Raw genomic sequence first — 21,589 nt, 5'->3', positions numbered from 1 at the left:
CCTGTAGGAGCGGCCTTGTGCCGCGATGGGCTGCGTAGCAGCCCCAGGATGTCGGGTTTAACGCAGACCGCGCTGGACCTCGTCGAGGTCGCGGATGTACTTGAACACTTTACGCGCAGCCGCAGGCGGCTTGTTCCGCGCCTTCTCGTGCTGGGCATGACGGATCAGCGAGCGCAGGTGCTGGCGATCGGTGTCGGGAAACTCGTTGACGAAGCGTTCGAGGTCCTCGTCGTTACCGTCGATCAGGCGGTCGCGCCAGCGCTCGAGGCCGTGGAAGCGCTCGTTGTACTGGCGGCTGGAGCTGTCGATCTGATCGAGCACGGCATGAATGGCGTCCAGGTCCTGGTCGCGCATCAGCTTGCCGACGAACGACATGTGGCGTTTGCGGGCACCGTGTGCAACGTGCTTGCAGGCCTCGGCCAGCGCCTTGCGCAGCTCGTCGGTCAACGGCAGGCGGGCCAGGGTGTCGGCCTTGAGGGTGGTGAGGCGCTCACCGAGCTCGACCAGCGCATGCAGCTCGCGCTTGATCTGGGTTTTGCTTTTTTCGCCATCGAAGGCGTCGTCGTAAGAATCAACCATGGGGGCAGTCCGCAGGAAATCGCCGCCATGATAACCAGTCGGGGGCCGCTTGTCCGGCCCGGTCGTAGAATGACCCAAGCCGTACGCAGAATTTTCAGTGGAGAGAACCATGAGTGCAGTCCAGAGCGTAGGCCCCAAGGACCTGCCGGCGTTGCAGGAACAGGTCGAGGCGATCGTCGCCGAGGCGCGCCGTCAGGGCGCCAGCGCCTGCGAAGTGGCGGTGTCGCTGGAGCAGGGCCTGTCCACCACGGTGCGTCAGCGCGAAGTCGAGACGGTCGAGTTCAACCGCGACCAGGGCTTCGGCATCACCCTCTACGTTGGCCAGCGCAAGGGTTCGGCCAGCACCTCGGCCAGTGGTCCTGAGGCGATCCGCGAGACCGTCGCGGCAGCCCTGGCAATCGCCAAGCACACCTCCGAGGACGCGTGTTCGGGGCTGGCCGATGCCGCCCTGATGGCCCGCGAGATCCCTGACCTTGACCTGTACCACGACTGGGACATCGAGCCGGAGAAGGCCATCGAGATGGCGCTGGCCTGCGAGGCGGCGGCGTTCGACGCCGACAAGCGCATCCTCAACGCCGATGGCACCACCCTCAATACCCACCAGGGCGTGCGGGTCTATGGCAACAGCCACGGCTTCATCGGCGGCTACGCGTCCACCCGGCACAGCCTGAGCTGCGTGATGATCGCCGAGGCCGACGGGCAGATGCAGCGTGACTACTGGTACGACGTCAATCGCCAGGGCAACCTGCTGGCCGACCCGCGCAGCATCGGCCAGCGCGCCGCGCAACGCGCCGCCAGCCGCCTCGGCGCGCGTCCGGTGCCGACCTGCGAGGTGCCGGTACTGTTCTCGGCGGAGCTTGCCGGCGGCCTGTTCGGCAGCTTCCTGTCGGCGATTTCCGGCGGCAACCTGTACCGCAAGTCGTCGTTCCTCGAAGGCACCCTCGGCCAGCGCCTGTTCCCCACCTGGCTGACCCTCGACGAGCGGCCGCACATCCCGCGCGCGCTGGGCAGCGCGGCATTCGACGGCGACGGCCTGGCCACCTACGCCAAGCCGTTCGTCGACAAGGGCGAGCTGGTGTCCTACATCCTCGGCACCTATTCCGGGCGCAAGCTGAGCCTGCCGAGCACCGCCAACGCCGGGGGCGTGCACAACCTGTACGTCAGCCATGGCGTGGAGGACCAGGCGGCACTGATTCGCCGCATGGGCCGCGGCCTGCTGGTAACCGAGCTGATGGGGCATGGCCTGAACATGGTGACCGGTGACTATTCCCGTGGCGCTGCGGGCTTCTGGGTCGAAAACGGCGAGATCCAGTTCCCGGTCCAGGAAGTGACCATCGCCGGCAACATGAAGGACATGTTCCAGCAGATCGTGGCGATCGGCAGCGATATCGAGACCCGCAGCAATATCCACAGTGGCTCGGTGCTGATCGAGCGGATGACGCTGGCTGGCAGCTGATCGGCGCTCTGTCATCAGCAGGGGAGTAGGGGAGCGTGGGAGCGGGCTTGCCCCGCGATATTCTTACCTGCAATCGCGAGGCAAGCTCGCTCCCACGCTGCCCTGCTCATGCCTTGCAAAGGACCCGGCCATCGCGCCGGGTTTCTTTTGCCCATCGTCTAGCTTGAACTGATTCTATTTCTCACATAATAATGAATATCATTATCCAGCAACCCGGCGATGATGTTCATGAAACCCGTCCTCCACGAACTGCCCTACCTGGAAAACTGGCGCTGGCTCAGCCGGCGCATCCGCTGCGCGCTCGAACCCGACGAGCCGCGTCTGATCGAGCATTACCTGGCCGAAGGGCGCTACCTGGTGTGCTGCACCGAAACCTCGCCCTGGACCGTGGCGCTGACCGCCTTCCGCCTGCTGCTGGATACCGCCAACGATCGCATGCTGCCGTGGCATTGGCGCTGCCTGTGCCTGGACCAGGCCTGGCGGCCCTTGCTCGACCTGCGCAACCTTGATCGCCGCGAACAAAACCTGCGCTGGCAGCCCTACGCGATGCAGCTCGCCAACAGCGTGCTGCTGCCGTCGATTTCTCCCGAAGAACTGATGCAAGGACTTGAAGATGAGTGATACCCGTATCGAGCGTGACAGCATGGGCGAACTGCAGGTGCCGGCCCAGGCCCTGTACGGTGCCCAGACCCAGCGCGCGGTCGACAACTTCCCGGTCAGCGGCAAGCCGATGCCGGCCCAGTTCATCCGCGCCCTGTTGCTGGCCAAGGCGGCGGCGGCCAAGGCCAACGTCGAGCTGTCCCAGCTGAGCGCGGGGCAGGGCGAGGCCATCGTCAAGGCGGTCGAGCAACTGCTGGCCGGCGACTTTATCCAGCATTTCCCGGTGGATGTGTTCCAGACCGGTTCCGGCACCAGCTCGAACATGAACGCCAACGAGGTCATCGCCACCCTGGCCAGTCGCGTGCTGGGCGAGCCGGTCAATGCCAACGACCACGTCAACTGTGGCCAGAGCAGCAACGACATCATCCCCACCACCATCCATGTCAGCGCCGCCCTGGCCCTGCACGAGCAGCTGCTGCCGGCCCTGCGCCACCTCACCCAGGTGATCGAGGCCAAGGCGCTCGAAGTACACAAGCATGTGAAGACCGGCCGAACCCACCTGATGGACGCCATGCCGGTGCGCATGAGCCAGGTGCTCGGCGGCTGGGCCGCGCAGGTCAAGGGCGCCCAGGCGCATATCGAAGCCACGCTGCCGAGCCTGCAGGCGCTGGCCCAGGGCGGCACCGCCGTGGGCACCGGCATCAACGCCCATCCGCAGTTCGCCGCAGGCTTTGCCCGCCAGTTGAGCGGCCTGACCCAGGTCGAATTCACTCCTGGCGAGAACCTGTTCGCCCTGATCGGCTCCCAGGACACCGCCGTGGCCTTGTCCGGGCAGCTCAAGACCGCCGCCGTGGCGCTGATGAAGATCGCCAACGACCTGCGCTGGATGAACTCGGGCCCGCTCGCCGGCCTCGGTGAAATCGAGCTGCAGGGCCTGCAGCCGGGCTCATCGATCATGCCGGGCAAAGTCAATCCGGTGATCCCGGAAGCCACCGCCATGGTCGCCGCCCAGGTGATCGGCAACGATGCCACCATCGCCGTGGCCGGGCAGTCGGGCAACTTCGAGCTCAACGTGATGCTGCCGGTGATTGCCCGCAACCTGCTGGAAAGCATCGAGCTGATGGCCAACGTCAGCCGCCTGCTGGCCGACAAGGCCATCGCCAGCTTCAAGGTCAACGAAACCAAGCTCAAGGAAGCGCTGTCGCGCAACCCGATCCTGGTTACCGCGTTGAACCCGATCATCGGCTACCTCAAGGCCGCCGAGATCGCCAAGACCGCCTACAAAGAGGGCCGCCCGATCATCGACGTGGCGCTGGAGCACTCCGACCTGTCGCGTGATCAGCTCGAGGCGCTGCTGGATCCGGAAAAACTCACCGCCGGCGGCATCTGAGCCCGGGCCGCCCAGGAGACACGTCATGCAGCACTGGAAACGCACCACGCAAGACGCCAACCGCCTGTTCGAGCAGGGCGAGTTGGTCGATGCCCGGGAACACTACCTGCAAGCCCTGGCCCTGGCCCAGGTGCTGTTTGAGCGCTGGCATGACGTCGACGAGGCGGTGGCCGCACTGGTCATCGCCCATCACAACCTGGCCGATCTGCACTTGCGCCTGAACCAGCCGCACGAAAGCGCCGACTACCTGTGCGCGGCACACCAGCGGCTGCTCCAGGCCAGCCAGGATCAGCGCCTGCCCCAGGCCCTGCGCGACGCCGCGTTGCGCCACAGCGGGCGCACCTACACCGAGTTGCTGAGTTTCATCGCCGAATACGGCCAATACCCGCGTACCGAGCGCCTGCTCAGCCGACAGGCCCCGGTGGCCAGCGAGCTGGTCGCGCATACGGATATCACTGATCGCACACCTGCCTACGGAATCCACTGACATGCCGCATACCTTGCCTGCGTTGCCCTATGCCTACGATGCGCTGGAACCGCACATCGACACCCAGACCATGGAGATCCACCACAGCAAGCATCACCAGACCTACGTCAATGGCCTGAACACAGCCATCGAGGGCACCGAGTGGGCCGAGTGGCCGGTCGAGAAGCTGGTCGGTGCAGTGCAGTCGCTGCCCGAGAGCCTGCGCGGGCCAGTGACCAATCACGGTGGCGGGCATGCCAACCACACCCTGTTCTGGACCGTGATGTCACCCAAGGGGGGCGGCCAGCCACAGGGTGAGCTGGCCAAGGCCATCGATGCGCAGCTCGGCGGCTTCGAGGCGTTCAAGGAGGCTTTCACCAAGGCCGCACTGACCCGTTTCGGCAGCGGCTGGGCCTGGCTGAGCGTGACCCCGCAGAAAACGCTGGTAGTGGAGAGCAGCGGCAACCAGGACAGCCCGCTGATGCACGGCAACACGCCGATCCTCGGCCTGGACGTGTGGGAGCACGCCTACTACCTGAAGTACCAGAACCGTCGTCCGGAATACATTGGCGCCTTCTACAACGTGGTCGACTGGGCCGAAGTGGAACGTCGCTACCTTGAAGCCCTGAAACGAGTCTGACCGGTATGCGCTCCGAGGTGATGTCTGTCAGCAGTGTGCGCCTGTTCCGCCTGGCGCTTGGGACCTTGCTGTTGCTGGTCGGCACCGCGTTGCTGGTGGCGCGGGGCATCGCCTGGCTGGACCTGGAACCGCGCATGTTGCGTGCCCTTGAGGGCGGCGCATTGTGCGCGCTGGGGACGGCGTTGGGCGCGGTACCGGTATTGGTGATCCGCAACATGCCGGTGGCCGTGGCCGACACCTTGCTCGGCTTCGGCGCCGGGGTGATGCTGGCGGCCACCGCGTTCTCGCTGATCATTCCCGGGCTGGATGCGGCACAATCCATCGGCTTCAGCCCATGGGGCGCCGGTGGGGTGATCAGCAGCGGCCTGCTGTTCGGCGCGTTGTGCCTGTTCCTGGTCGATCTCAAGGTCTCCGGCGCTTCGCCAGAGGCCTTGGTCGGCAGCGATCAGCAACCGGTGATCGCTGCACGGATCTGGTTGTTTGTCATCGCCATCATTGCCCACAACATTCCCGAAGGCATGGCCATCGGCGTGTCCGCCGGCGGTGGCATGCCCGATGCCGACAGCCTGGCCATGGGCATCGCGCTGCAGGATGTGCCGGAGGGACTGGTGATCGCCCTGGTGCTGGCTGGGGCGGGCATGTCGCGGTTCAAGGCGTTCCTGATCGGCGCGGCGTCTGGGCTGGTCGAGCCACTGGCCGCGGTGATCTGCGCCTGGCTGGTGAACATCGCCGAACTGCTGTTGCCGCTGGGCCTGGCCTGCGCGGCGGGGGCAATGCTGCTGGTGGTGACCCAGGAGATCATTCCCGAATCGCGCAGCAACGGGCATCACCGCCTGGCGAGCCTGGGGCTGTGTGTCGGGTTCTGCCTGATGATGGTGATGGACACGGCGATGTCCTGAGCCCGGCACGGTCCCTGTAGGAGCGGCCTTGTGCCGCGAAAGGGCTGCATGGCAGCCCCTGGTTTTCAGCAACATTGCTGCATTGCCGGGGCTGCTACGCAGCCCTTTAGCGGCACAAGGCCGCTCCTACAGGAAGCGTGCGCAGTCGCTAGCGGCGCTTACTCGCCTTCGTCGAAGAAATTGTTGATCAACGCGACCAGTGCATCCATGGCCTCACCGTCCTGCTCGCCCTCGGTGTGCAGGTGCACCGGCGTGCCCTTGCCCGCGGCGAGCATCATCACCGCCATGATGCTCTTGCCGTCCACCAGCTTGTCCGGCGCGCGGCCGACCCGTACTTGGCAGGGGAAGCGACCGGCCACGCCGACGAACTTGGCGGCCGCCCGCGCATGCAGGCCCAGCTTGTTGATGATGGTGATTTCGCGGGCGGGCATCGTGGGGCGGATCCTGTGGGCTAGAGGTCGCGGTGGCGGACCTGGACGTTTTTCAGGGATTGCTGGAGCAGTTGGCCAAGCCGTTCGGTGATGTACACCGAGCGGTGGTGGCCGCCGGTACAGCCGATGGCGATGGTGACATAGGCGCGGTTGCTGGCGGCGAAGCGTGGCAGCCACTTGAGCAGGTAGCCGGAGATGTCCTGGAACATTTCCTCGACGTCCGGCTGGGCGGCCAGGTAATCGATCACCGGCTGTTCGAGGCCGGAATGCTCGCGAAGTTCCGGCTTCCAGTATGGATTGGGCAGGCAACGCACATCGAACACCACATCGGCGTCCACCGGCATGCCGCGCTTGAAGCCGAACGACTCGACCAGGAACGCGGTGCCTGGCTCGGGCTGGTTGAGCAGGCGCAGCTTGATCGAATCGCGCAGCTGGTAGAGGTTCAGATTGGTGGTGTCGATTTTCAGGTCGGCGAGGTCGGCGATCGGCCCGAGCAGCTCGCTTTCCACGCGGATCGCCTCGGCCAGCGAGCGGCTGTCGTTGGTCAGCGGATGGCGGCGGCGGGTTTCCGAGAAGCGCTTGAGCAGGGTGTCTTCGTCGGCGTCCAGGTACAGCACGTCGCACTGGATATGCCGCGAACGTGCCTCATCCAGCAGTTCGGGGAAGCGCGACAGGTGGCTGGGGAGGTTGCGCGCATCGATGGATACCGCGACCTTCGGTTGCAGCAACTCGGTGTTGATCAGCGCGTTTTCCGCCAACTGCGGCAACAACCCGGCGGGCAGGTTGTCGATGCAGTAGTAGCCGTTGTCTTCCAGCACGTCGAGGGCGGTGCTCTTACCGGAGCCGGAGCGGCCGCTGACGATGATCAGGCGCATGTTCAGTGCTCGTTCTGTACGTCCAGGACGACCTGGTAAAGGGCATCGCTGCTGTCGGCGGCACGCAGGCGATCGCGGACCTCCTTGCGATCGAGCATGCTGGCGATCTGGCGCAGCAGTTCAAGGTGAGCATCGGTGGCAGCTTCCGGGACCAGCAGGACGAACAGCAGGTCGACCGGTGCGCCATCGATGGCATCGTAATCGATAGGGGCGTCCAGGTGCAGCAGGGCGCTCACTGGCGCGGTGCAGCCCACAAGCCGGCAGTGGGGAATGGCAATGCCATTGCCAAAACCGGTGGAGCCCAGTTTTTCCCGAGCGATGAGCTTGTCGAAGACGTCTTGCATCTCCAGCTCGGGTACTTGCTCGGCGATCAGGTTGGCGACCTTTTCCAGGGCGCGCTTCTTGCTGCCGCCCGGCACGTTCACGAGGGAACGGCCGGGGGTCAGGATGGTTTCAAGTCGGATCATGGATGAGGGGGATCAGCGGGCGGCTGCGCCTTGCAGCAGGCTTTGCTGTTTTTCCTTGTGTTTTTTCAGTTGGCGATCAAGTTTGTCTGCCAGGGCGTCGATCGCCGCATACATGTCTTGATGTTCGGCGTTGGCGACGACTTCGCCACCGGGAATCTGGAGTGTGGCTTCCACCTTCTGCTGCAGCTTCTCGACCTTCATGATCACCGTCGCATTGGTGATCTTGTCGAAATGACCCTCCACGCGGGCGAGCTTCTCAAGCACGTAATCGCGCAGTGGTTGGGTGACTTCTACATGCTGTCCACTGATGTTGACTTGCATACAGCTTCTCCTTTGTTGCCCGTGCATAAAGAGGCAGGTATTGCACCTGCCACTGAAACGCTGTGGCACATCCCGGGGCTACATCAGTCGCTTGCGCTCGCTCGACGGGGCGATGCCCAACGATTCGCGGTACTTGGCGACGGTGCGACGGGCTACCTGGATGCCTTGTGCCTCCAGTAAACCAGCGATCTTGCTGTCACTCAATGGCTTTTTCTGATTTTCCGCCGCCACCAGTTTCTTGATGATCGCGCGGATCGCCGTGGACGAGCATTCGCCGCCTTCGGCGGTGCTCACGTGGCTGGAGAAAAAGTATTTCAGTTCGTAGATGCCGCGCGGGGTGTGCATGTATTTTTGCGTGGTCACCCGGGAAATGGTCGACTCGTGCATGCCCACCGCCTCGGCGATATCGTGCAGCACCAGTGGCTTCATGGCCTCGTCGCCGTGGTCGAGGAAGCCGCGCTGGTGCTCGACGATCTGCGTCGCCACCTTCATCAGCGTCTCGTTGCGGCTCTGCAGGCTCTTGATGAACCAGCGCGCTTCCTGCAACTGGTTGCGCATGAAGGTGTTGTCGGCGCTGGTGTCGGCGCGGCGGACGAAGCCGGCGTACTGCGGGTTGACCCGCAGGCGCGGTACCGCTTCCTGGTTGAGCTCGACCAGCCAGCGCTCGCTGTCCTTGCGCACGATGACGTCAGGCACGACGTACTCGGGCTCGCTGGACTCGATCTGCGAGCCGGGCCGCGGGTTGAGGGTCTGCACCAGTTCGATGATCTGGCGCAGTTCGTCTTCCTTGAGCTTCATGCGGCGCATCAGCTGGCTGTAGTCGCGGCTGCCGAGCAGGTCGATGAAGTCGGTGACCAGGCGCTGGGCCTCGCTCATCCACGGTGTCGAGGCCGGCAGCTGGCGCAGTTGCAGCAGCAGGCATTCGCCCAGGGAACGGGCGCCAATGCCGACAGGTTCGAACTGCTGGATGCGGTGCAGCACCGCCTCGACCTCGTCCAGCTCGATGTCGAGTTCCGGATCGAAGCCTGCGCAGATCTCCTCGAGGGTGTCTTCCAGGTAGCCCTGGCTGTTGATGCTGTCGATCAGGGTGACGGCGATCAGGCGGTCGGTGTCGGACATCGGCGCCAGGTTGAGCTGCCACAGCAGGTGGCTCTGCAGACTCTCGCCGACCGAGGTGCGGGTGGTGAAGTCCCACTCGTCGTCATCGTTGCTCGGCAGGCTGCTGGCGCTGGTCTGGTAGATGTCTTCCCAGGCGGTGTCGACCGGCAGTTCGTTGGGGATGCGCTCGGCCCATTCGCCGTCTTCGAGGTTTTCCGCGGTGCTGCTGGTACTGGTTTCCTGGAAACTGTTGTCCTGGACTTCGGCGGTCGGCTTGTTCTCGGCGTTGTCCGCCATCGGATCGCTGTTGTCGAAGTCCTCGCCGTCTTCCTGACGTTCGAGCATCGGATTGGACTCCAGCGCTTCCTGGATTTCCTGCTGGAGGTCCAGGGTGGAGAGCTGAAGCAGACGGATGGCCTGTTGCAACTGCGGGGTCATCGTCAGTTGCTGGCCCATTTTTAGGACGAGCGATGGTTTCATGGCTGGGGCTTGATACCTTGTTGCCGGCGCGCATGCGCCATCCACTACACGGAGGGCGCCTGGGCGCCGATTTTAAGCAAGTTGTATGCCTGAAATTGCAGCGTTTGCCTAGAGCACTGTAACAACTTAAGCCTCGAACAGGCGCTTGCGCCAGTGCTCCGGGCAGGCCGGGGTCAGAGTCGGAACTCGTGCCCCAGGTACACTTCCTTGACCAGCTGGTTGGCCAGGATGGTCTCGGCGTCGCCTTCGGCGATCAGCTGGCCATCGTTGACGATGTAGGCGGTCTCGCAGATGTCCAGGGTCTCGCGAACGTTGTGGTCGGTGATCAGTACGCCGATGCCCTTGTTCTTGAGGTGGTGGATGATCTGCTTGATGTCGCCCACGGAGATCGGGTCGACACCGGCAAAGGGTTCGTCCAGCAGGATGAACTTGGGCGCGGTGGCCAGGGCGCGGGCGATCTCGACGCGGCGGCGTTCACCGCCGGAGAGGCTCATGCCGAGGTTGTCGCGGATGTGGCTGATGTGGAATTCCTGCAGCAGGCTTTCCAGCTCCTTGCGCCGGCCGTCGCGGTCGAGGTCCTTGCGGGTCTCGAGGATGGCCATGATGTTGTCGGCCACCGACAGCTTGCGGAAGATCGAGGCTTCCTGCGGCAGGTAGCCGATACCGGCCTGGGCGCGGCCGTGCATGGGCTGGTGGCTGACGTCGAGGCTGTCGATCAGCACGCGGCCCTGGTCGGCCTGGACCAGGCCGACGATCATGTAGAAACAGGTGGTCTTGCCGGCGCCGTTGGGGCCGAGCAGGCCGACGATCTGGCCGCTGTCGATGGACAGGCTGACGTCGCGAACGACCTGCCTGCCCTTGTAGCTCTTGGCCAGGTGCTGGGCTTTGAGGGTTGCCATTTACTCGGCCTTTTTCTTCGGTTGAATGACCATGTCGATGCGCTGACGTGGTGCAGTCACGTTGCCACCGCGACCGGCGGTAGCCACCTGGGTCTTGGTGTTGTAGACGATCTTCTCGCCTTCGGTGGTGTTGCCTTCGTTCTCGACCTTGGCGCGGTCGGTAAGGATCACCGTGTCTTTCTGCGCCTGGTACTGGATGGTCACGGCCCAGCCTTTCATCTTGTCGGGCTTGGCGGCGCTCTGCTGCTGCTCGAAGTAGGCCAGGTTGCCCACCGAGGTGACCACGTCGATGTCGCCGGAGGCGGAGCGGGTCATGGTCACGGTGTTGCCTTTGATCATCATCGAACCTTGGGTGATGATCACGTCGCCGGTGTAGGTGGCAACGCCCTGCTTGTCGTCCAGGTGGGCGTTGTCCGCCTGGATGCGGATCGGCTGGTCACGGTCATTCGGCAGGGCGAAGGCGCTCGCGCTTCCCAGTGCTACGCCCAGGCTGAGCAGAAGGGGGATGGTTTTAACGAGCCTCATACTGTCCTCTTACGTTAGAGAGCAGGTCCATCCTGCCTTCTTTCAAATACGCTTTCATTCCTTTGCCCGTAGTCGTGCCACCGGCGCCGTCGATTCTAACGGCTTGCTCGGTCTGCGCATATTGCTTCTGCGGGAACACGGTCATGCGTGTGCTGGTGATGATGGTTTCACGTTGCTTGTCGTCGGTGCGCGCCACGCGCACATCGTCGATCAGTTCGACCTCGGTGCCGTCCGGGTTGACCTCGGCGCGCTTGCTCTGCACGTGCCAGGGGTACTCGGTGCCGCGGTACATGTGCAGGTCGGGCGTGGTTACCAGGGTGACCTCGCTGGCCTTGAGGTGCTCGACCTTGGCGGCGGTCATCTCGTACTGCAGCTTGCCGTCGGGCAAGAACTGCAGGCTGTGGGCGTTGATCGCGTAGTAGTCGATGGCACTCTGGTCGACCTGGGCCTGCGGCTGGTCGAGGAAGGTCTCCGGGCTGATGTTCCAATAGCCTACCGCAACCAGCACGGCGGCGATCCCGCCTAGCAGCGCGACATTTCTGATCTTCTTGCTGAGCATGGGCAGCCTTACAGGTAATGGGCGTTGGCAGCGTCCAGGGTGCCCTGGGCCTGCATGATCAGTTCGCAGAACTCGCGGGCGGCGCCTTCGCCGCCGCGAGCCAGGGTGACGCCGTGGGCGTGCTGGCGAACGAATGCCGCGGCGTTGTGCACCGCCATGCCCAGGCCCACGCGGCGGATCACCGGCAGGTCGGGCAGGTCGTCGCCGAGGTAGGCGACCTGTTCATAGCTTAGATTGAGTTCGGCGAGCAGGCCGTCGAGCACCACCAGTTTGTCCTCGCGGCCCTGGAACAGGTGCGGGATGCCGAGGTTCTTCGCCCGGCGCTCGACCACCGGGGTCTTGCGCCCGCTGATGATCGCGGTGGTCACGCCCGCGGCCATGAGCATCTTGATGCCGTGGCCGTCGAGGGTGTTGAAGGTCTTGAACTCGCTGCCGTCCTCGAGGAAATACAGGCGGCCGTCGGTGAGCACGCCGTCGACGTCGAACACCGCCAGCTTGATGGCCTTGGCGCGTTGCATCAGGTCCTGGTTCATTTACATCACTCCGGCGCGCAGCAGGTCGTGCATGTTCAGGGCGCCGGTCGGGCGGTCTTCCTGATCGACCACCACCAGCGCGCTGATCTTGTGGTCTTCCATGATCTTCAGTGCCTCGGCGGCGAGCATCTCGGCGCGGGCGGTCTTGCCGTGCACGGTCATGACCTCGTCGATGAGGGTCTTGTGCACGTCGATGTTGCGGTCCAGGCTGCGGCGCAGGTCGCCGTCGGTGAATACGCCGGCAAGCTTGCCGTCGTCACCCAGGACCACGGTCATGCCCAGACCTTTGCGAGACATTTCAAGCAGCGCGTCCTTGAGCAGGGTGCCGCTCTTGACCACCGGGAGTTCTTCGCCGGCATGCATGACGTTCTCGACCTTCAGCAACAGGCGGCGGCCCAGTGCGCCACCGGGGTGGGAGAAGGCGAAATCCTCGGCGGTGAAGCCGCGGGCCTCCAGCAGGGCGATGGCCAGGGCGTCGCCCAGCGCCAGCGCCGCAGTGGTGGAGGAGGTCGGCGCCAGGTTGAGCGGACAGGCTTCCTGGGCGACGCTGGCGTCGAGGTTGACCTCGGCGGCCTGGGCCAGGGGCGAGTCGGGGTTGCCGGTCAGGCTGATCAGCTGGATGCCCAGGCGCTTGATCAGTGGCAGCAGGGTGACGATCTCGGCGGTGCTGCCGGAGTTGGACAGGGCAAGAATGACATCGTCCCGGGTGATCATGCCCATGTCGCCATGGCTGGCTTCGGCCGGGTGCACGAAGAACGCCGGAGTGCCGGTGCTGGCCAGGGTGGCGGCGATCTTGTTGCCGATGTGCCCCGACTTGCCCATGCCCACCACCACGACCCGTCCCTTGCTGGCCAGGATCAGTTCGCAGGCCTTGACGAAGTCACCGTCGATGCGGGCCAGCAGGGCTTCCACGGCCTCGAGTTCGAGGCGCAGGGTGCGCTGGGCGGATTGGATCAGCTCGCTGGATTGGGTCATGTCGAAACGCAATGCCTGATGAAAAGGCGGCGATTATAGCCGCAATGTGTGAAAGGCTCATCCTTCGAATGTCATATGGATGCCGCGCCAGCCTGTCTGTGCCCTGAACGAGTGCGGGGACGCCCTTGGGGCGGGCCTATCAGCGGTGCTATAGTTCGCCGCTATTCGGCCCGCCGGGGACCTGTGTGCCTTCAAGATGAAGGCAGGCGTCCACATGACGAGGCTGCACTAGCAAGGAGTCTAGATGAGTGTGGATAGCGCCTACGCGGTCGAGTTGAAGGGCGTCACCTTCAAGCGCGGTTCGCGCAGCATTTTCAGCAACGTGGACATACGCATTCCCCGCGGCAAGGTCACCGGCATCATGGGGCCTTCGGGGTGCGGCAAGACCACCTTGCTGCGCTTGATGGGCGCGCAGTTGCGCCCGTCCGGTGGCGAGGTCTGGGTCAACGGGCAGAACCTGCCCGCGTTGTCGCGCAGCGACCTGTTCGACGCGCGCAAGCAGATGGGCGTGCTGTTCCAGAGCGGCGCGCTGTTCACCGACCTGGATGTGTTCGAGAACGTGGCCTTCCCGCTGCGGGTGCATACGCAGCTGTCGGACGAGATGATCCGTGACATCGTGCTGATGAAGCTGCAGGCCGTGGGCCTGCGCGGCGCCATCGACCTGATGCCCGACGAGCTGTCCGGCGGCATGAAGCGTCGCGTGGCGCTGGCCCGGGCGATCGCCCTCGACCCGCAGATCCTCATGTACGATGAACCGTTCGTCGGCCAGGACCCGATCGCCATGGGCGTGCTGGTGCGCCTGATCCGCCTGCTCAACGATGCCCTGGGCATCACCAGCATCGTGGTGTCCCACGATCTCGCGGAAACCGCGAGCATCGCCGACTACATCTATGTGGTCGGCGACGGCCAGGTGCTGGGGCAGGGCACGCCGGACGAACTGATGGGCTCGGACAATCCGCGCATCCGCCAGTTCATGAAAGGCGACCCGGACGGCCCGGTACCCTTCCACTTCCCTGCGCCTGACTACCGCGCCGATCTGCTGGGGGCGCGTTGATGCGCAGAAAATCCTTACTCGAACGTATCCGTCTGTTCGGCCGTTCGGCCATCGATGTGCTGGCCGTGCTGGGACGCTCGTGCCTGTTCCTCGGCCATTCGCTGGGCGGGCGCAGCGGCATCGGTGGCTTCCAGCTGCTGGTCAAGCAACTGTATTCGGTGGGCGTGCTGTCGCTGGCGATCATCGTCGTGTCCGGCGTGTTCATCGGCATGGTGCTGGCCCTGCAGGGCTACAGCATCCTCGCCAGGTACGGCTCGGAGCAGGCCGTGGGGCAGATGGTCGCCCTGACCCTGCTGCGCGAGCTGGGGCCGGTGGTCACCGGTTTGCTGTTCGCCGGCCGCGCGGGCTCCGCGCTGACCGCCGAGATCGGCAACATGAAGTCCACCGAGCAACTGTCGAGCCTGGAGATGATCGGCGTCGATCCGCTCAAGTACATCGTCGCCCCGCGCCTGTGGGCCGGCTTCATCTCGCTGCCGCTGCTGGCGCTGATTTTCAGCGTGGTCGGCATCTGGGGCGGCTCGTGGGTCGCCGTGGACTGGCTGGGCGTCTATGAGGGTTCGTTCTGGGCCAACATGCAGAACAGCGTTTCGTTCAGCGACGACGTGATCAACGGGCTGATCAAGAGCCTGGTGTTCGCCTTCGTCGTCACCTGGATCGCCGTATTCCAGGGGTACGACTGTGAGCCCACTTCAGAAGGGATCAGCCGTGCCACCACCAAGACCGTGGTCTATGCCTCGTTGGCAGTCCTGGGTCTGGACTTTATTCTGACCGCCTTGATGTTTGGAGATTTCTGATGCAAAACCGCACCCTGGAAATCGGTGTCGGCCTGTTCCTCCTGGCCGGGATCCTGGCGCTGCTGCTGCTGGCCCTGCGTGTCAGCGGGCTGTCGGCCAGCCCGAGCAGCGACACGTACAAAGTTTATGCGTACTTCGACAATATCGCCGGTTTGACGGTCAGAGCTAAAGTGACCATGGCCGGTGTGACCATCGGCAAGGTCACGGCCATCGATCTGGACCGCGATTCCTACACCGGTCGGGTCACGCTGCAGCTGGACAAGCATGTCGACAACCTGCCGACCGACTCCACTGCCTCGATCCTGACCGCAGGCCTGCTGGGCGAGAAGTACATCGGCATCAGCGTGGGTGGCGAGGACGCGGTACTCAAGGACGGCAGCACCATTCACGACACCCAGTCGGCGCTGGTGCTGGAAGACCTGATCGGCAAGTTCCTGCTCAACTCGGTGGGCAAGGAACCGAAAGAAGCACAACCGGCTAATTAAGGAGTTTCCATGATTTCGATCCTGCGACGTGGCCTGCTGGTTCTGCTGGCGGCCTTCCCCCTGCTGGCCCTGGCGGCGCCGGGGCAATCCGCCCGTGATGTGATCCAGGGCACCACCACGCAGCTGCTCAGCGACCTGAAGGCCAACAAGGAGCAGTACAAGGCCAACCCCGAGGCGTTCTACAACGCGCTCAACAGCAACCTCGGCCCGGTGGTCGATGCCGATGGCATCTCCAGGAGCATCATGACCGTCAAGTACTCGCGCAAGGCGACGCCCGAGCAGATGCAGCGCTTCCAGGAGAACTTCAAGCGCAGCCTGATGCAGTTCTACGGCAACGCCCTGCTGGAGTACAACAACCAGGGCATCACCGTAGACCCGGCCAAGGCCGAGGACGGCGACCGCACCAGCGTCGGCATGAAGATCACCGGCACCAACGGCGCGGTCTATCCGGTGCAGTACACCATGCAGAAGCTCGATGGCGAGTGGAAGGTGCGTAACGTCATCGTCAATGGCATCAACATCGGCAAGCTGTTCCGCGACCAGTTCCAGGACGCCATGCAGCGCAACGGCAACAACCTGGACAAGACCATCGACGGCTGGGCTGGCGAAGTGGCCAAGGCCAAGGCGACCGCCGATACTTCGCCGGATAAGGAAGTCAAATGAGCGACGCCGCCGTGAGCATGGCCGAGCCGGGCGTCCTCGCCCTGGCCGGCGTGCTGGACTACCGCAGCGGTCCGGCCCTGCGCAAGCAGGGCAAGGCGTTGGTCGCGGCGTGCCGCGAGCAGCGCCTGGTGCTCGACTGCACCGCGGTGGTGAAGTCGAGCAGTGTCGGCCTGTCGTTGTTGCTGGGCTTCATGCGCGATGCCCAGGCGGCCGGCAAGACCTGGGAACTGCGCGGTATCCCCGAGGATATGCGGGAAATTGCCGGGGTCTATGACCTCGATGAAGTGTTGGCAGGCTGATGCCCTGCCGTTCGGGAAAGGCCCCTCGGTCAGCGCGCCTTGTCATGGGCTTCGCAGGCGAGGGGCTTTTTTGTATGATGGCCGACCCGCGCGCGTTGGGCGCCGATCGAGGTTGAGCATGCAGGCCGTAGAAGTCAAAAGCTTTCTGGAAGAGAAATTGCCGGGAACCCGGGTCGAAGTTGAAGGCGAAGGCTGCAACTTCCAGTTGAACGTGATCAGCGACGAGCTGGCCGGCCAGAGCCCGGTCAAGCGTCAGCAGGCGATCTATGCTCACCTCAATCCGTGGATCGCCAACGGCAGCATTCACGCGGTAACCATGAAATTCTTCAGCAGCGCAGCCTGGGCTGAGCGCACCTGAGCCAACTTGGCGGCGAGATACGTATGGACAAACTGATTATTACTGGCGGCGCGCGCCTCGACGGCGAGATCCGCATTTCCGGCGCGAAGAACTCGGCGCTGCCGATTCTCTCGGCCACCCTGCTGTGCGATGGTCCGGTCACGGTCGGCAACCTGCCGCACCTGCACGACATCACCACCATGATCGAGCTGTTCGGTCGCATGGGCATCGAGCCTGTGATCGACGAGAAGCTCTCGGTGGAAATCGATCCGCGCACCATCAAGACCCTGGTCGCCCCCTACGAGCTGGTCAAGACCATGCGCGCCTCGATCCTGGTGCTCGGCCCAATGGTCGCCCGTTTCGGTGAGGCCGAAGTGGCCCTGCCGGGCGGTTGTGCCATCGGTTCGCGTCCAGTCGACCTGCACATCCGCGGCCTGGAGGCCATGGGTGCAAAAATCGACGTCGAGGGCGGCTACATCAAGGCCAAGGCGCCCGAAGGCGGCCTGCGCGGCGCGCACTTCTTCTTTGATACCGTCAGCGTGACCGGTACCGAGAACATCATGATGGCCGCCGCCCTGGCCAAGGGCCGCAGCGTGCTGCAGAACGCCGCCCGCGAGCCGGAGGTGGTCGACCTGGCCAACTTCCTGATCGCCATGGGTGCGAAGATCCAGGGCGCCGGCACCGACACCATCACCATCGATGGCGTCGAGCGTCTGCAGCCGACCACCTATCGCGTCATGCCCGACCGTATCGAGACCGGCACCTACCTGGTCGCCGCTGCCGTGACCGGTGGCCGCGTCAAGGTCAAGGACACCGATCCGACCATCCTCGAAGCCGTCCTCGAGAAGCTCAAGGAAGCCGGCGCCGACATCACCACCGGTGAAGACTGGATCGAGCTGGACATGCACGGCAAGCGTCCGAAGGCCGTGAACCTGCGTACCGCCCCGTACCCGGCGTTCCCGACCGACATGCAGGCGCAGTTCATCTCGCTCAACGCCATCGCCGAAGGCACGGGCGCAGTGATCGAGACCATCTTCGAAAACCGCTTCATGCACGTCTACGAGATGCACCGCATGGGCGCACAGATCCAGGTCGAGGGCAACACCGCCATCGTCACTGGCGTCAAGGCGCTCAAAGGTGCTCCGGTAATGGCCACCGACCTGCGCGCTTCCGCCAGCCTGGTGCTGTCGGCGCTGGTCGCCGAAGGCGATACCCTGATCGATCGCATCTACCACATTGACCGTGGCTACGAGTGCATCGAGGAAAAACTGCAGATGCTGGGCGCGAAGATCCGTCGCGTACCGGGCTAGCAGTCATCACGGCGCAGGGACGCGCCAGCCGAATCGTATGCGGTCGGGCTCACGGGCCCGGCCGGCAGTAGACGCTTAAGGACCGACGTTCCAATGTTGACCATCGCGCTATCCAAAGGCCGCATTCTCGACGATACCCTGCCACTGCTGGCCGAAGCCGGCATCGTGCCGACCGAGAATCCGGACAAGAGTCGCAAGCTGATCATCCCGACCACCCAGGATGATGTCCGCCTGCTCATCGTGCGTGCCACCGACGTGCCGACCTATGTCGAGCATGGCGCCGCCGACCTCGGAGTGGCCGGCAAGGACGTGCTGATGGAATACGGCGGCCAGGGCCTGTACGAGCCCCTGGACCTGCAGATCGCCCAATGCAAGCTGATGACCGCCGGCGTAACCGGCGCGCCCGAGCCCAAGGGCCGCCTGCGCGTGGCCACCAAGTTCGTCAACGTAGCCAAGCGCTATTACGCCGAACAGGGTCGTCAGGTCGACATCATCAAGCTGTACGGTTCCATGGAGCTGGCCCCGCTGATCAACCTCGCCGACAAGATCATCGACGTGGTCGACACCGGCAACACCCTGCGCGCCAACGGCCTCGAACCCCAGGAACTGATCGCCACGATCAGCTCGCGCCTGGTGGTCAACAAGGCCTCCATGAAAATGCAGCACGCCCGTATCCAGAGCCTGATCGACACCCTGCGCAACGCCGTCGAATCGCGACACCGCGGCTGACCTCTGCGCGCGACCTCCGCTGTCGCGCCCGTCTATCCGCGTCATAGCCAATTTTCTCAGGTGCCCGCGCGGATGGAGTGGTAGCTTTAGGGCGCCTGAACATCCGCTAATAACGAGGCCCTCGCCATGACCGTGTCCACTGCAATTGCCCGTCTCAACGCCGCTGACCAGGATTTCGCCCGACATCTGGATCATCTGCTGAGCTGGGAAAGCGTGTCCGATGACGCGGTCAACCAGCGCGTGCTCGACATCATCAAGGCTGTGCGCGAGCGCGGTGATGCGGCGTTGGTGGAGTTCACCCAGCGTTTCGACGGTGTCGATGCCACATCGATCAATGATCTGATCCTCGACCGTGCCCGCCTTGAGCTGGCCCTGACCCGCATCACTCCGGTGCAGCGCGAAGCTCTGGAGAAAGCTGCCAGCCGTGTGCGTATCTACCACGAGCGGCAGAAGCAGGACTCCTGGCAGTACACCGAGGCCGACGGCACCGTGCTCGGCCAGAAGGTCACTCCGCTGGACCGCGCCGGCCTGTACGTGCCGGGTGGCAAGGCATCGTACCCATCGTCGGTGCTGATGAATGCGATTCCGGCGAAAGTGGCCGGCGTGGCCGAAGTGGTAATGGTCGTGCCGACCCCGCGTGGCGAGGTCAACGAGCTGGTGCTGGCCGCGGCCTGCATCGCCGGGGTCGACCGGGTATTCACCGTCGGTGGCGCCCAGGCAGTCGCGGCCCTGGCCTATGGCACCGAAAGCGTGCCGCAGGTGGACAAGATCGTCGGCCCGGGCAACATCTACGTGGCCACCGCCAAGCGTCATGTATTCGGCCAGGTCGGTATCGACATGATTGCCGGCCCTTCTGAGATCCTGGTGGTGTGCGACGGCCAGACCGATCCGGACTGGATCGCCATGGACCTGTTCTCCCAGGCCGAGCACGACGAAGACGCCCAGGCCATCCTGGTCAGCCCGGATGCCGAGTTCCTTGACCGTGTGGCCGCCAGCATCGACAAGCTGCTGCCGACCATGGAGCGCGCCGAGATCATCGAGAAGTCGATCAACGGCCGTGGCGCGCTGATCCAGGTGCGTGACATGCAGCAGGCCATCGAGGTGGCCAACCGCATCGCTCCCGAGCACCTGGAACTGTCGGTGGCCGACCCGCAGGCCTGGTTGCCGCAGATTCGCCACGCCGGCGCGATCTTCATGGGCCGCCACACCAGCGAGGCGCTGGGCGACTACTGCGCCGGCCCTAACCACGTGCTGCCGACTTCCGGCACCGCGCGCTTCTCTTCGCCGTTGGGCGTGTATGACTTCCAGAAGCGTTCGTCGATCATCTTCTGCTCCGAGCAGGGCGCGTCCGAGCTGGGTCACACCGCTTCCGTGCTGGCCCGGGGCGAATCGCTGACCGCTCACGCGCGCAGCGCCGAATACCGCATCCTCAACGAGAAGGGGAACTGAGCATGAGTCGATTCTGGAGTCCCTTCGTCAAGGACCTGGTGCCTTACGTGCCGGGCGAGCAGCCCAAGCTTGCGCGGCTGGTCAAGCTGAACACCAACGAGAACCCCTATGGCCCGTCGCCCAAGGCGCTGGAAGCCATGCGTGGCGAGCTCAACGACAACCTGCGGTTGTATCCGGACCCGAACGGTGACCGGCTCAAGCAGGCGGTGGCCGAGTATTACGGCGTGACGCCGGCGCAGGTGTTCGTCGGCAACGGCTCGGACGAGGTGCTGGCGCACATCTTCCACGGCCTGTTCCAGCATGACCGTGGGCCGCTGCTGTTCCCGGATGTGAGCTACAGCTTCTACCCGGTGTATTGCGGCCTGTACGGTATCGCGTTCGAGCAGGTGGCGCTGGATGAGCAGTTCCAGATCCGGGTTTCGGACTACAGCAAGCCCAATGCCGGGGTCATCTTCCCCAACCCCAATGCGCCGACCGGTTGCCTGTTGCCGCTTGAGGCGGTCGAGCAGCTGCTGCAGGCCAACCGGGATTCGGTGGTGGTGGTCGATGAGGCCTACATCGATTTCGGTGGCGAGACGGCCATCAGCCTGGTCGATCGCTATGACAACCTGCTGGTGACCCAGACCTTGTCCAAGTCGCGTTCGCTGGCGGGGCTCAGGGTTGGCCTGGCGGTGGGGCATCCTGATCTGATCGAGGCGTTGGAGCGGATCAAGAACAGTTTCAACTCCTACCCATTGGATCGCATGGCGATTGTCGGGGCGGCGGCGGCGTTTGATGACCGTGCGTATTTCGATGAGACTTGTCGCAAGGTTATCGATAGCCGAGAGGTGCTGGTTGCCGAATTGGTGGCGCGTGGGTTCGAGGTGTTGCCTTCGGCGGCGAACTTCATCTTTGCCCGGCATCCCGGGGAGGATGCTGCGGGGATCGCGGCGCGGTTGCGTGAGCAGGGGGTGATTGTTCGGCACTTCAAGCAGGAGCGGATTGCGCAGTTCCTGAGGATTACCATTGGGACGCCGGAGATGAACGAGGCTTTGCTTGATGCTTTGAATTGATTTCAGGGGTTTGGCTGGGGGCGGATTGGAAGTGGTTGTTCTGACTTCTGATTTGCCCCTTGTTGTTGTTGTTGTTGTTGTTGTTGTTGTTGTTGTTGTTGGGTGGTTTTGGAAGTTGTATGCGCATTCATTTGTGATGTCGACGCTTATTCACCTTTCCGCCCTTACGGCGGGTTACTTTGGTCTTGACTCGCCGTCCGCGGCCAAAGTAACCAAAGCCGCTG

General features: G+C 64.0%; 28 protein-coding genes. 17 read left to right on the top strand and 11 right to left on the bottom strand.

Going from position 1 to position 21,589, the window contains the following annotated elements; genetic code table 11:
* Positions 1-57: 57 nt before the first annotated feature.
* Complete coding sequence (gene yjgA / locus POF53_RS22210) at positions 58-579, bottom strand: ribosome biogenesis factor YjgA (protein ID WP_110735683.1); 522 nt, start codon at positions 577-579, stop codon at positions 58-60.
* A gap of 109 nt (positions 580-688) precedes the next feature.
* On the opposite strand from yjgA, the gene pmbA reads away from it, so the two are divergent.
* The 6 genes from pmbA to POF53_RS22180 all read left to right on the top strand — a co-directional run bounded on the left by pmbA (position 689) and on the right by POF53_RS22180 (position 6,030).
* The gene (pmbA, locus tag POF53_RS22205; RefSeq protein ID WP_203650813.1) at positions 689-2,035 is read left to right on the top strand and encodes a metalloprotease PmbA; all 1,347 of its coding nucleotides are present in this window, start codon (positions 689-691) and stop codon (positions 2,033-2,035) included.
* 228 nt (positions 2,036-2,263) lie between these two features.
* The gene (locus POF53_RS22200; RefSeq protein ID WP_498969463.1) at positions 2,264-2,656 is read left to right on the top strand and encodes a hypothetical protein; all 393 of its coding nucleotides are present in this window, start codon (positions 2,264-2,266) and stop codon (positions 2,654-2,656) included.
* On the top strand, positions 2,649-4,025 hold the full coding sequence (locus POF53_RS22195; protein ID WP_475859551.1) for a class II fumarate hydratase: 1,377 nt from the start codon (positions 2,649-2,651) through the stop codon (positions 4,023-4,025). The genes POF53_RS22200 and POF53_RS22195 overlap by 8 nt, the downstream gene beginning before the upstream one ends.
* Before the next feature lie 25 nt (positions 4,026-4,050).
* Positions 4,051-4,512, top strand: coding sequence for a DUF2753 family protein (locus tag POF53_RS22190; protein WP_203650815.1), 462 nt, complete (start codon positions 4,051-4,053; stop codon positions 4,510-4,512).
* A gap of 1 nt (position 4,513) precedes the next feature.
* Positions 4,514-5,131 (top strand): superoxide dismutase, encoded by a 618-nt coding sequence (locus tag POF53_RS22185; RefSeq protein ID WP_232855988.1) that lies wholly within the window; start codon positions 4,514-4,516, stop codon positions 5,129-5,131.
* Positions 5,132-5,151: 20 nt separating this feature from the next.
* Positions 5,152-6,030: a ZIP family metal transporter gene (locus POF53_RS22180; protein ID WP_498969460.1), complete on the top strand. Its 879-nt coding sequence runs from the start codon at positions 5,152-5,154 to the stop codon at positions 6,028-6,030.
* A gap of 158 nt (positions 6,031-6,188) precedes the next feature.
* On the opposite strand, the gene POF53_RS22175 is transcribed toward POF53_RS22180, so the two are convergent.
* From POF53_RS22175 to POF53_RS22130, 10 genes are all read right to left on the bottom strand, one after another.
* Positions 6,189-6,461, bottom strand: a complete 273-nt coding sequence (locus POF53_RS22175; protein ID WP_203650821.1) for an HPr family phosphocarrier protein — start codon at positions 6,459-6,461, stop codon at positions 6,189-6,191.
* A 20-nt stretch (positions 6,462-6,481) separates the two neighbouring features.
* Positions 6,482-7,336, bottom strand: coding sequence for an RNase adapter RapZ (gene rapZ / locus POF53_RS22170; RefSeq protein ID WP_203650823.1), 855 nt, complete (start codon positions 7,334-7,336; stop codon positions 6,482-6,484).
* Between the two features lie 2 nt (positions 7,337-7,338).
* A complete protein-coding gene (ptsN, locus tag POF53_RS22165; protein ID WP_110735660.1) occupies positions 7,339-7,803 on the bottom strand; it encodes a PTS IIA-like nitrogen regulatory protein PtsN in 465 nt (154 codons plus the stop codon).
* A gap of 12 nt (positions 7,804-7,815) precedes the next feature.
* Positions 7,816-8,124 carry a ribosome hibernation-promoting factor, HPF/YfiA family gene (gene hpf, locus POF53_RS22160; protein ID WP_011532415.1) on the bottom strand — a complete coding sequence of 103 codons (309 nt, stop codon included), beginning with the start codon at positions 8,122-8,124 and terminating at the stop codon, positions 7,816-7,818.
* Between the two features lie 78 nt (positions 8,125-8,202).
* Entirely contained in the window at positions 8,203-9,702 is a 1,500-nt protein-coding gene (locus POF53_RS22155; protein ID WP_498969456.1) for an RNA polymerase factor sigma-54, read from the bottom strand.
* A gap of 173 nt (positions 9,703-9,875) precedes the next feature.
* A complete protein-coding gene (lptB, locus tag POF53_RS22150; RefSeq protein ID WP_011532417.1) occupies positions 9,876-10,601 on the bottom strand; it encodes an LPS export ABC transporter ATP-binding protein in 726 nt (241 codons plus the stop codon).
* A complete protein-coding gene (gene lptA, locus POF53_RS22145) occupies positions 10,602-11,126 on the bottom strand; it encodes a lipopolysaccharide transport periplasmic protein LptA (RefSeq protein WP_203650835.1) in 525 nt (174 codons plus the stop codon).
* Positions 11,113-11,685, bottom strand: coding sequence for an LPS export ABC transporter periplasmic protein LptC (gene lptC / locus POF53_RS22140; RefSeq protein WP_203650837.1), 573 nt, complete (start codon positions 11,683-11,685; stop codon positions 11,113-11,115). Before lptC ends, lptA begins: the two co-directional genes overlap by 14 nt.
* 8 nt (positions 11,686-11,693) lie before the next feature.
* On the bottom strand, positions 11,694-12,218 hold the full coding sequence (locus POF53_RS22135; RefSeq protein WP_203650839.1) for a KdsC family phosphatase: 525 nt from the start codon (positions 12,216-12,218) through the stop codon (positions 11,694-11,696).
* Positions 12,219-13,193: a KpsF/GutQ family sugar-phosphate isomerase gene (locus tag POF53_RS22130; RefSeq protein ID WP_203650841.1), complete on the bottom strand. Its 975-nt coding sequence runs from the start codon at positions 13,191-13,193 to the stop codon at positions 12,219-12,221. It lies immediately after the preceding gene.
* A gap of 244 nt (positions 13,194-13,437) precedes the next feature.
* Between POF53_RS22130 and POF53_RS22125 the strand changes: the two genes are divergently transcribed.
* From POF53_RS22125 to POF53_RS22075, 11 genes are all read left to right on the top strand, one after another.
* Positions 13,438-14,247 (top strand): ATP-binding cassette domain-containing protein, encoded by an 810-nt coding sequence (locus tag POF53_RS22125; protein WP_062572914.1) that lies wholly within the window; start codon positions 13,438-13,440, stop codon positions 14,245-14,247.
* Positions 14,247-15,041, top strand: a complete 795-nt coding sequence (mlaE, locus tag POF53_RS22120) for a lipid asymmetry maintenance ABC transporter permease subunit MlaE (protein ID WP_110735650.1) — start codon at positions 14,247-14,249, stop codon at positions 15,039-15,041. The genes POF53_RS22125 and mlaE overlap by 1 nt, the downstream gene beginning before the upstream one ends.
* Positions 15,041-15,526, top strand: coding sequence for an outer membrane lipid asymmetry maintenance protein MlaD (gene mlaD, locus POF53_RS22115; RefSeq protein ID WP_028689663.1), 486 nt, complete (start codon positions 15,041-15,043; stop codon positions 15,524-15,526). Before mlaE ends, mlaD begins: the two co-directional genes overlap by 1 nt.
* 9 nt (positions 15,527-15,535) lie before the next feature.
* A complete protein-coding gene (locus POF53_RS22110; RefSeq protein WP_203650843.1) occupies positions 15,536-16,189 on the top strand; it encodes an MlaC/ttg2D family ABC transporter substrate-binding protein in 654 nt (217 codons plus the stop codon).
* Positions 16,186-16,488, top strand: a complete 303-nt coding sequence (locus POF53_RS22105; RefSeq protein WP_203650845.1) for an STAS domain-containing protein — start codon at positions 16,186-16,188, stop codon at positions 16,486-16,488. Before POF53_RS22110 ends, POF53_RS22105 begins: the two co-directional genes overlap by 4 nt.
* A 118-nt stretch (positions 16,489-16,606) precedes the next feature.
* Entirely contained in the window at positions 16,607-16,846 is a 240-nt protein-coding gene (locus POF53_RS22100; protein ID WP_028689666.1) for a BolA family protein, read from the top strand.
* Between the two features lie 23 nt (positions 16,847-16,869).
* Positions 16,870-18,135 carry a UDP-N-acetylglucosamine 1-carboxyvinyltransferase gene (murA, locus tag POF53_RS22095; protein WP_050704103.1) on the top strand — a complete coding sequence of 422 codons (1,266 nt, stop codon included), beginning with the start codon at positions 16,870-16,872 and terminating at the stop codon, positions 18,133-18,135.
* A gap of 93 nt (positions 18,136-18,228) precedes the next feature.
* On the top strand, positions 18,229-18,864 hold the full coding sequence (gene hisG / locus POF53_RS22090) for an ATP phosphoribosyltransferase (RefSeq protein WP_011532429.1): 636 nt from the start codon (positions 18,229-18,231) through the stop codon (positions 18,862-18,864).
* A gap of 126 nt (positions 18,865-18,990) precedes the next feature.
* Positions 18,991-20,313, top strand: coding sequence for a histidinol dehydrogenase (hisD, locus tag POF53_RS22085; protein ID WP_203650847.1), 1,323 nt, complete (start codon positions 18,991-18,993; stop codon positions 20,311-20,313).
* A 2-nt stretch (positions 20,314-20,315) separates the two neighbouring features.
* A complete protein-coding gene (gene hisC / locus POF53_RS22080; RefSeq protein ID WP_498969450.1) occupies positions 20,316-21,365 on the top strand; it encodes a histidinol-phosphate transaminase in 1,050 nt (349 codons plus the stop codon).
* A gap of 31 nt (positions 21,366-21,396) precedes the next feature.
* Positions 21,397-21,589, top strand: a 193-nt coding sequence (locus POF53_RS22075; RefSeq protein ID WP_498969448.1) for a hypothetical protein, incomplete at its 3' end; no start/stop codon positions are given.

It is taken from the genome of Mitsuaria sp. RG, assembly GCF_028369275.1.
Classification (GTDB): domain Bacteria; phylum Pseudomonadota; class Gammaproteobacteria; order Pseudomonadales; family Pseudomonadaceae; genus Aquipseudomonas; species Aquipseudomonas peradeniyensis.
The sequence above is the reverse complement of the archived record's forward strand: the minus strand, read 5'-3'. Positions and strand labels throughout refer to the sequence as shown.

Excerpts from the sequence above, each read along its gene's own strand:
- yjgA (WP_110735683.1), bottom strand. The coding sequence starts at position 579 with ATGGTTGATTCTTACGACGACGCCTTCGATGGCGAAAAAAGCAAAACC.
- pmbA (WP_203650813.1), top strand. The coding sequence starts at position 689 with ATGAGTGCAGTCCAGAGCGTAGGCCCCAAGGACCTGCCGGCGTTGCAG.
- POF53_RS22200 (WP_498969463.1), top strand. The coding sequence starts at position 2,264 with ATGAAACCCGTCCTCCACGAACTGCCCTACCTGGAAAACTGGCGCTGG.
- POF53_RS22195 (WP_475859551.1), top strand. The coding sequence starts at position 2,649 with ATGAGTGATACCCGTATCGAGCGTGACAGCATGGGCGAACTGCAGGTG.
- POF53_RS22190 (WP_203650815.1), top strand. The coding sequence starts at position 4,051 with ATGCAGCACTGGAAACGCACCACGCAAGACGCCAACCGCCTGTTCGAG.
- POF53_RS22185 (WP_232855988.1), top strand. The coding sequence starts at position 4,514 with ATGCCGCATACCTTGCCTGCGTTGCCCTATGCCTACGATGCGCTGGAA.
- POF53_RS22180 (WP_498969460.1), top strand. The coding sequence starts at position 5,152 with ATGTCTGTCAGCAGTGTGCGCCTGTTCCGCCTGGCGCTTGGGACCTTG.
- POF53_RS22175 (WP_203650821.1), bottom strand. The coding sequence starts at position 6,461 with ATGCCCGCCCGCGAAATCACCATCATCAACAAGCTGGGCCTGCATGCG.
- rapZ (WP_203650823.1), bottom strand. The coding sequence starts at position 7,336 with ATGCGCCTGATCATCGTCAGCGGCCGCTCCGGCTCCGGTAAGAGCACC.
- ptsN (WP_110735660.1), bottom strand. The coding sequence starts at position 7,803 with ATGATCCGACTTGAAACCATCCTGACCCCCGGCCGTTCCCTCGTGAAC.
- hpf (WP_011532415.1), bottom strand. The coding sequence starts at position 8,124 with ATGCAAGTCAACATCAGTGGACAGCATGTAGAAGTCACCCAACCACTG.
- POF53_RS22155 (WP_498969456.1), bottom strand. The coding sequence starts at position 9,702 with ATGAAACCATCGCTCGTCCTAAAAATGGGCCAGCAACTGACGATGACC.
- lptB (WP_011532417.1), bottom strand. The coding sequence starts at position 10,601 with ATGGCAACCCTCAAAGCCCAGCACCTGGCCAAGAGCTACAAGGGCAGG.
- lptA (WP_203650835.1), bottom strand. The coding sequence starts at position 11,126 with ATGAGGCTCGTTAAAACCATCCCCCTTCTGCTCAGCCTGGGCGTAGCA.
- lptC (WP_203650837.1), bottom strand. The coding sequence starts at position 11,685 with ATGCTCAGCAAGAAGATCAGAAATGTCGCGCTGCTAGGCGGGATCGCC.
- POF53_RS22135 (WP_203650839.1), bottom strand. The coding sequence starts at position 12,218 with ATGAACCAGGACCTGATGCAACGCGCCAAGGCCATCAAGCTGGCGGTG.
- POF53_RS22130 (WP_203650841.1), bottom strand. The coding sequence starts at position 13,193 with ATGACCCAATCCAGCGAGCTGATCCAATCCGCCCAGCGCACCCTGCGC.
- POF53_RS22125 (WP_062572914.1), top strand. The coding sequence starts at position 13,438 with ATGAGTGTGGATAGCGCCTACGCGGTCGAGTTGAAGGGCGTCACCTTC.
- mlaE (WP_110735650.1), top strand. The coding sequence starts at position 14,247 with ATGCGCAGAAAATCCTTACTCGAACGTATCCGTCTGTTCGGCCGTTCG.
- mlaD (WP_028689663.1), top strand. The coding sequence starts at position 15,041 with ATGCAAAACCGCACCCTGGAAATCGGTGTCGGCCTGTTCCTCCTGGCC.
- POF53_RS22110 (WP_203650843.1), top strand. The coding sequence starts at position 15,536 with ATGATTTCGATCCTGCGACGTGGCCTGCTGGTTCTGCTGGCGGCCTTC.
- POF53_RS22105 (WP_203650845.1), top strand. The coding sequence starts at position 16,186 with ATGAGCGACGCCGCCGTGAGCATGGCCGAGCCGGGCGTCCTCGCCCTG.
- POF53_RS22100 (WP_028689666.1), top strand. The coding sequence starts at position 16,607 with ATGCAGGCCGTAGAAGTCAAAAGCTTTCTGGAAGAGAAATTGCCGGGA.
- murA (WP_050704103.1), top strand. The coding sequence starts at position 16,870 with ATGGACAAACTGATTATTACTGGCGGCGCGCGCCTCGACGGCGAGATC.
- hisG (WP_011532429.1), top strand. The coding sequence starts at position 18,229 with ATGTTGACCATCGCGCTATCCAAAGGCCGCATTCTCGACGATACCCTG.
- hisD (WP_203650847.1), top strand. The coding sequence starts at position 18,991 with ATGACCGTGTCCACTGCAATTGCCCGTCTCAACGCCGCTGACCAGGAT.
- hisC (WP_498969450.1), top strand. The coding sequence starts at position 20,316 with ATGAGTCGATTCTGGAGTCCCTTCGTCAAGGACCTGGTGCCTTACGTG.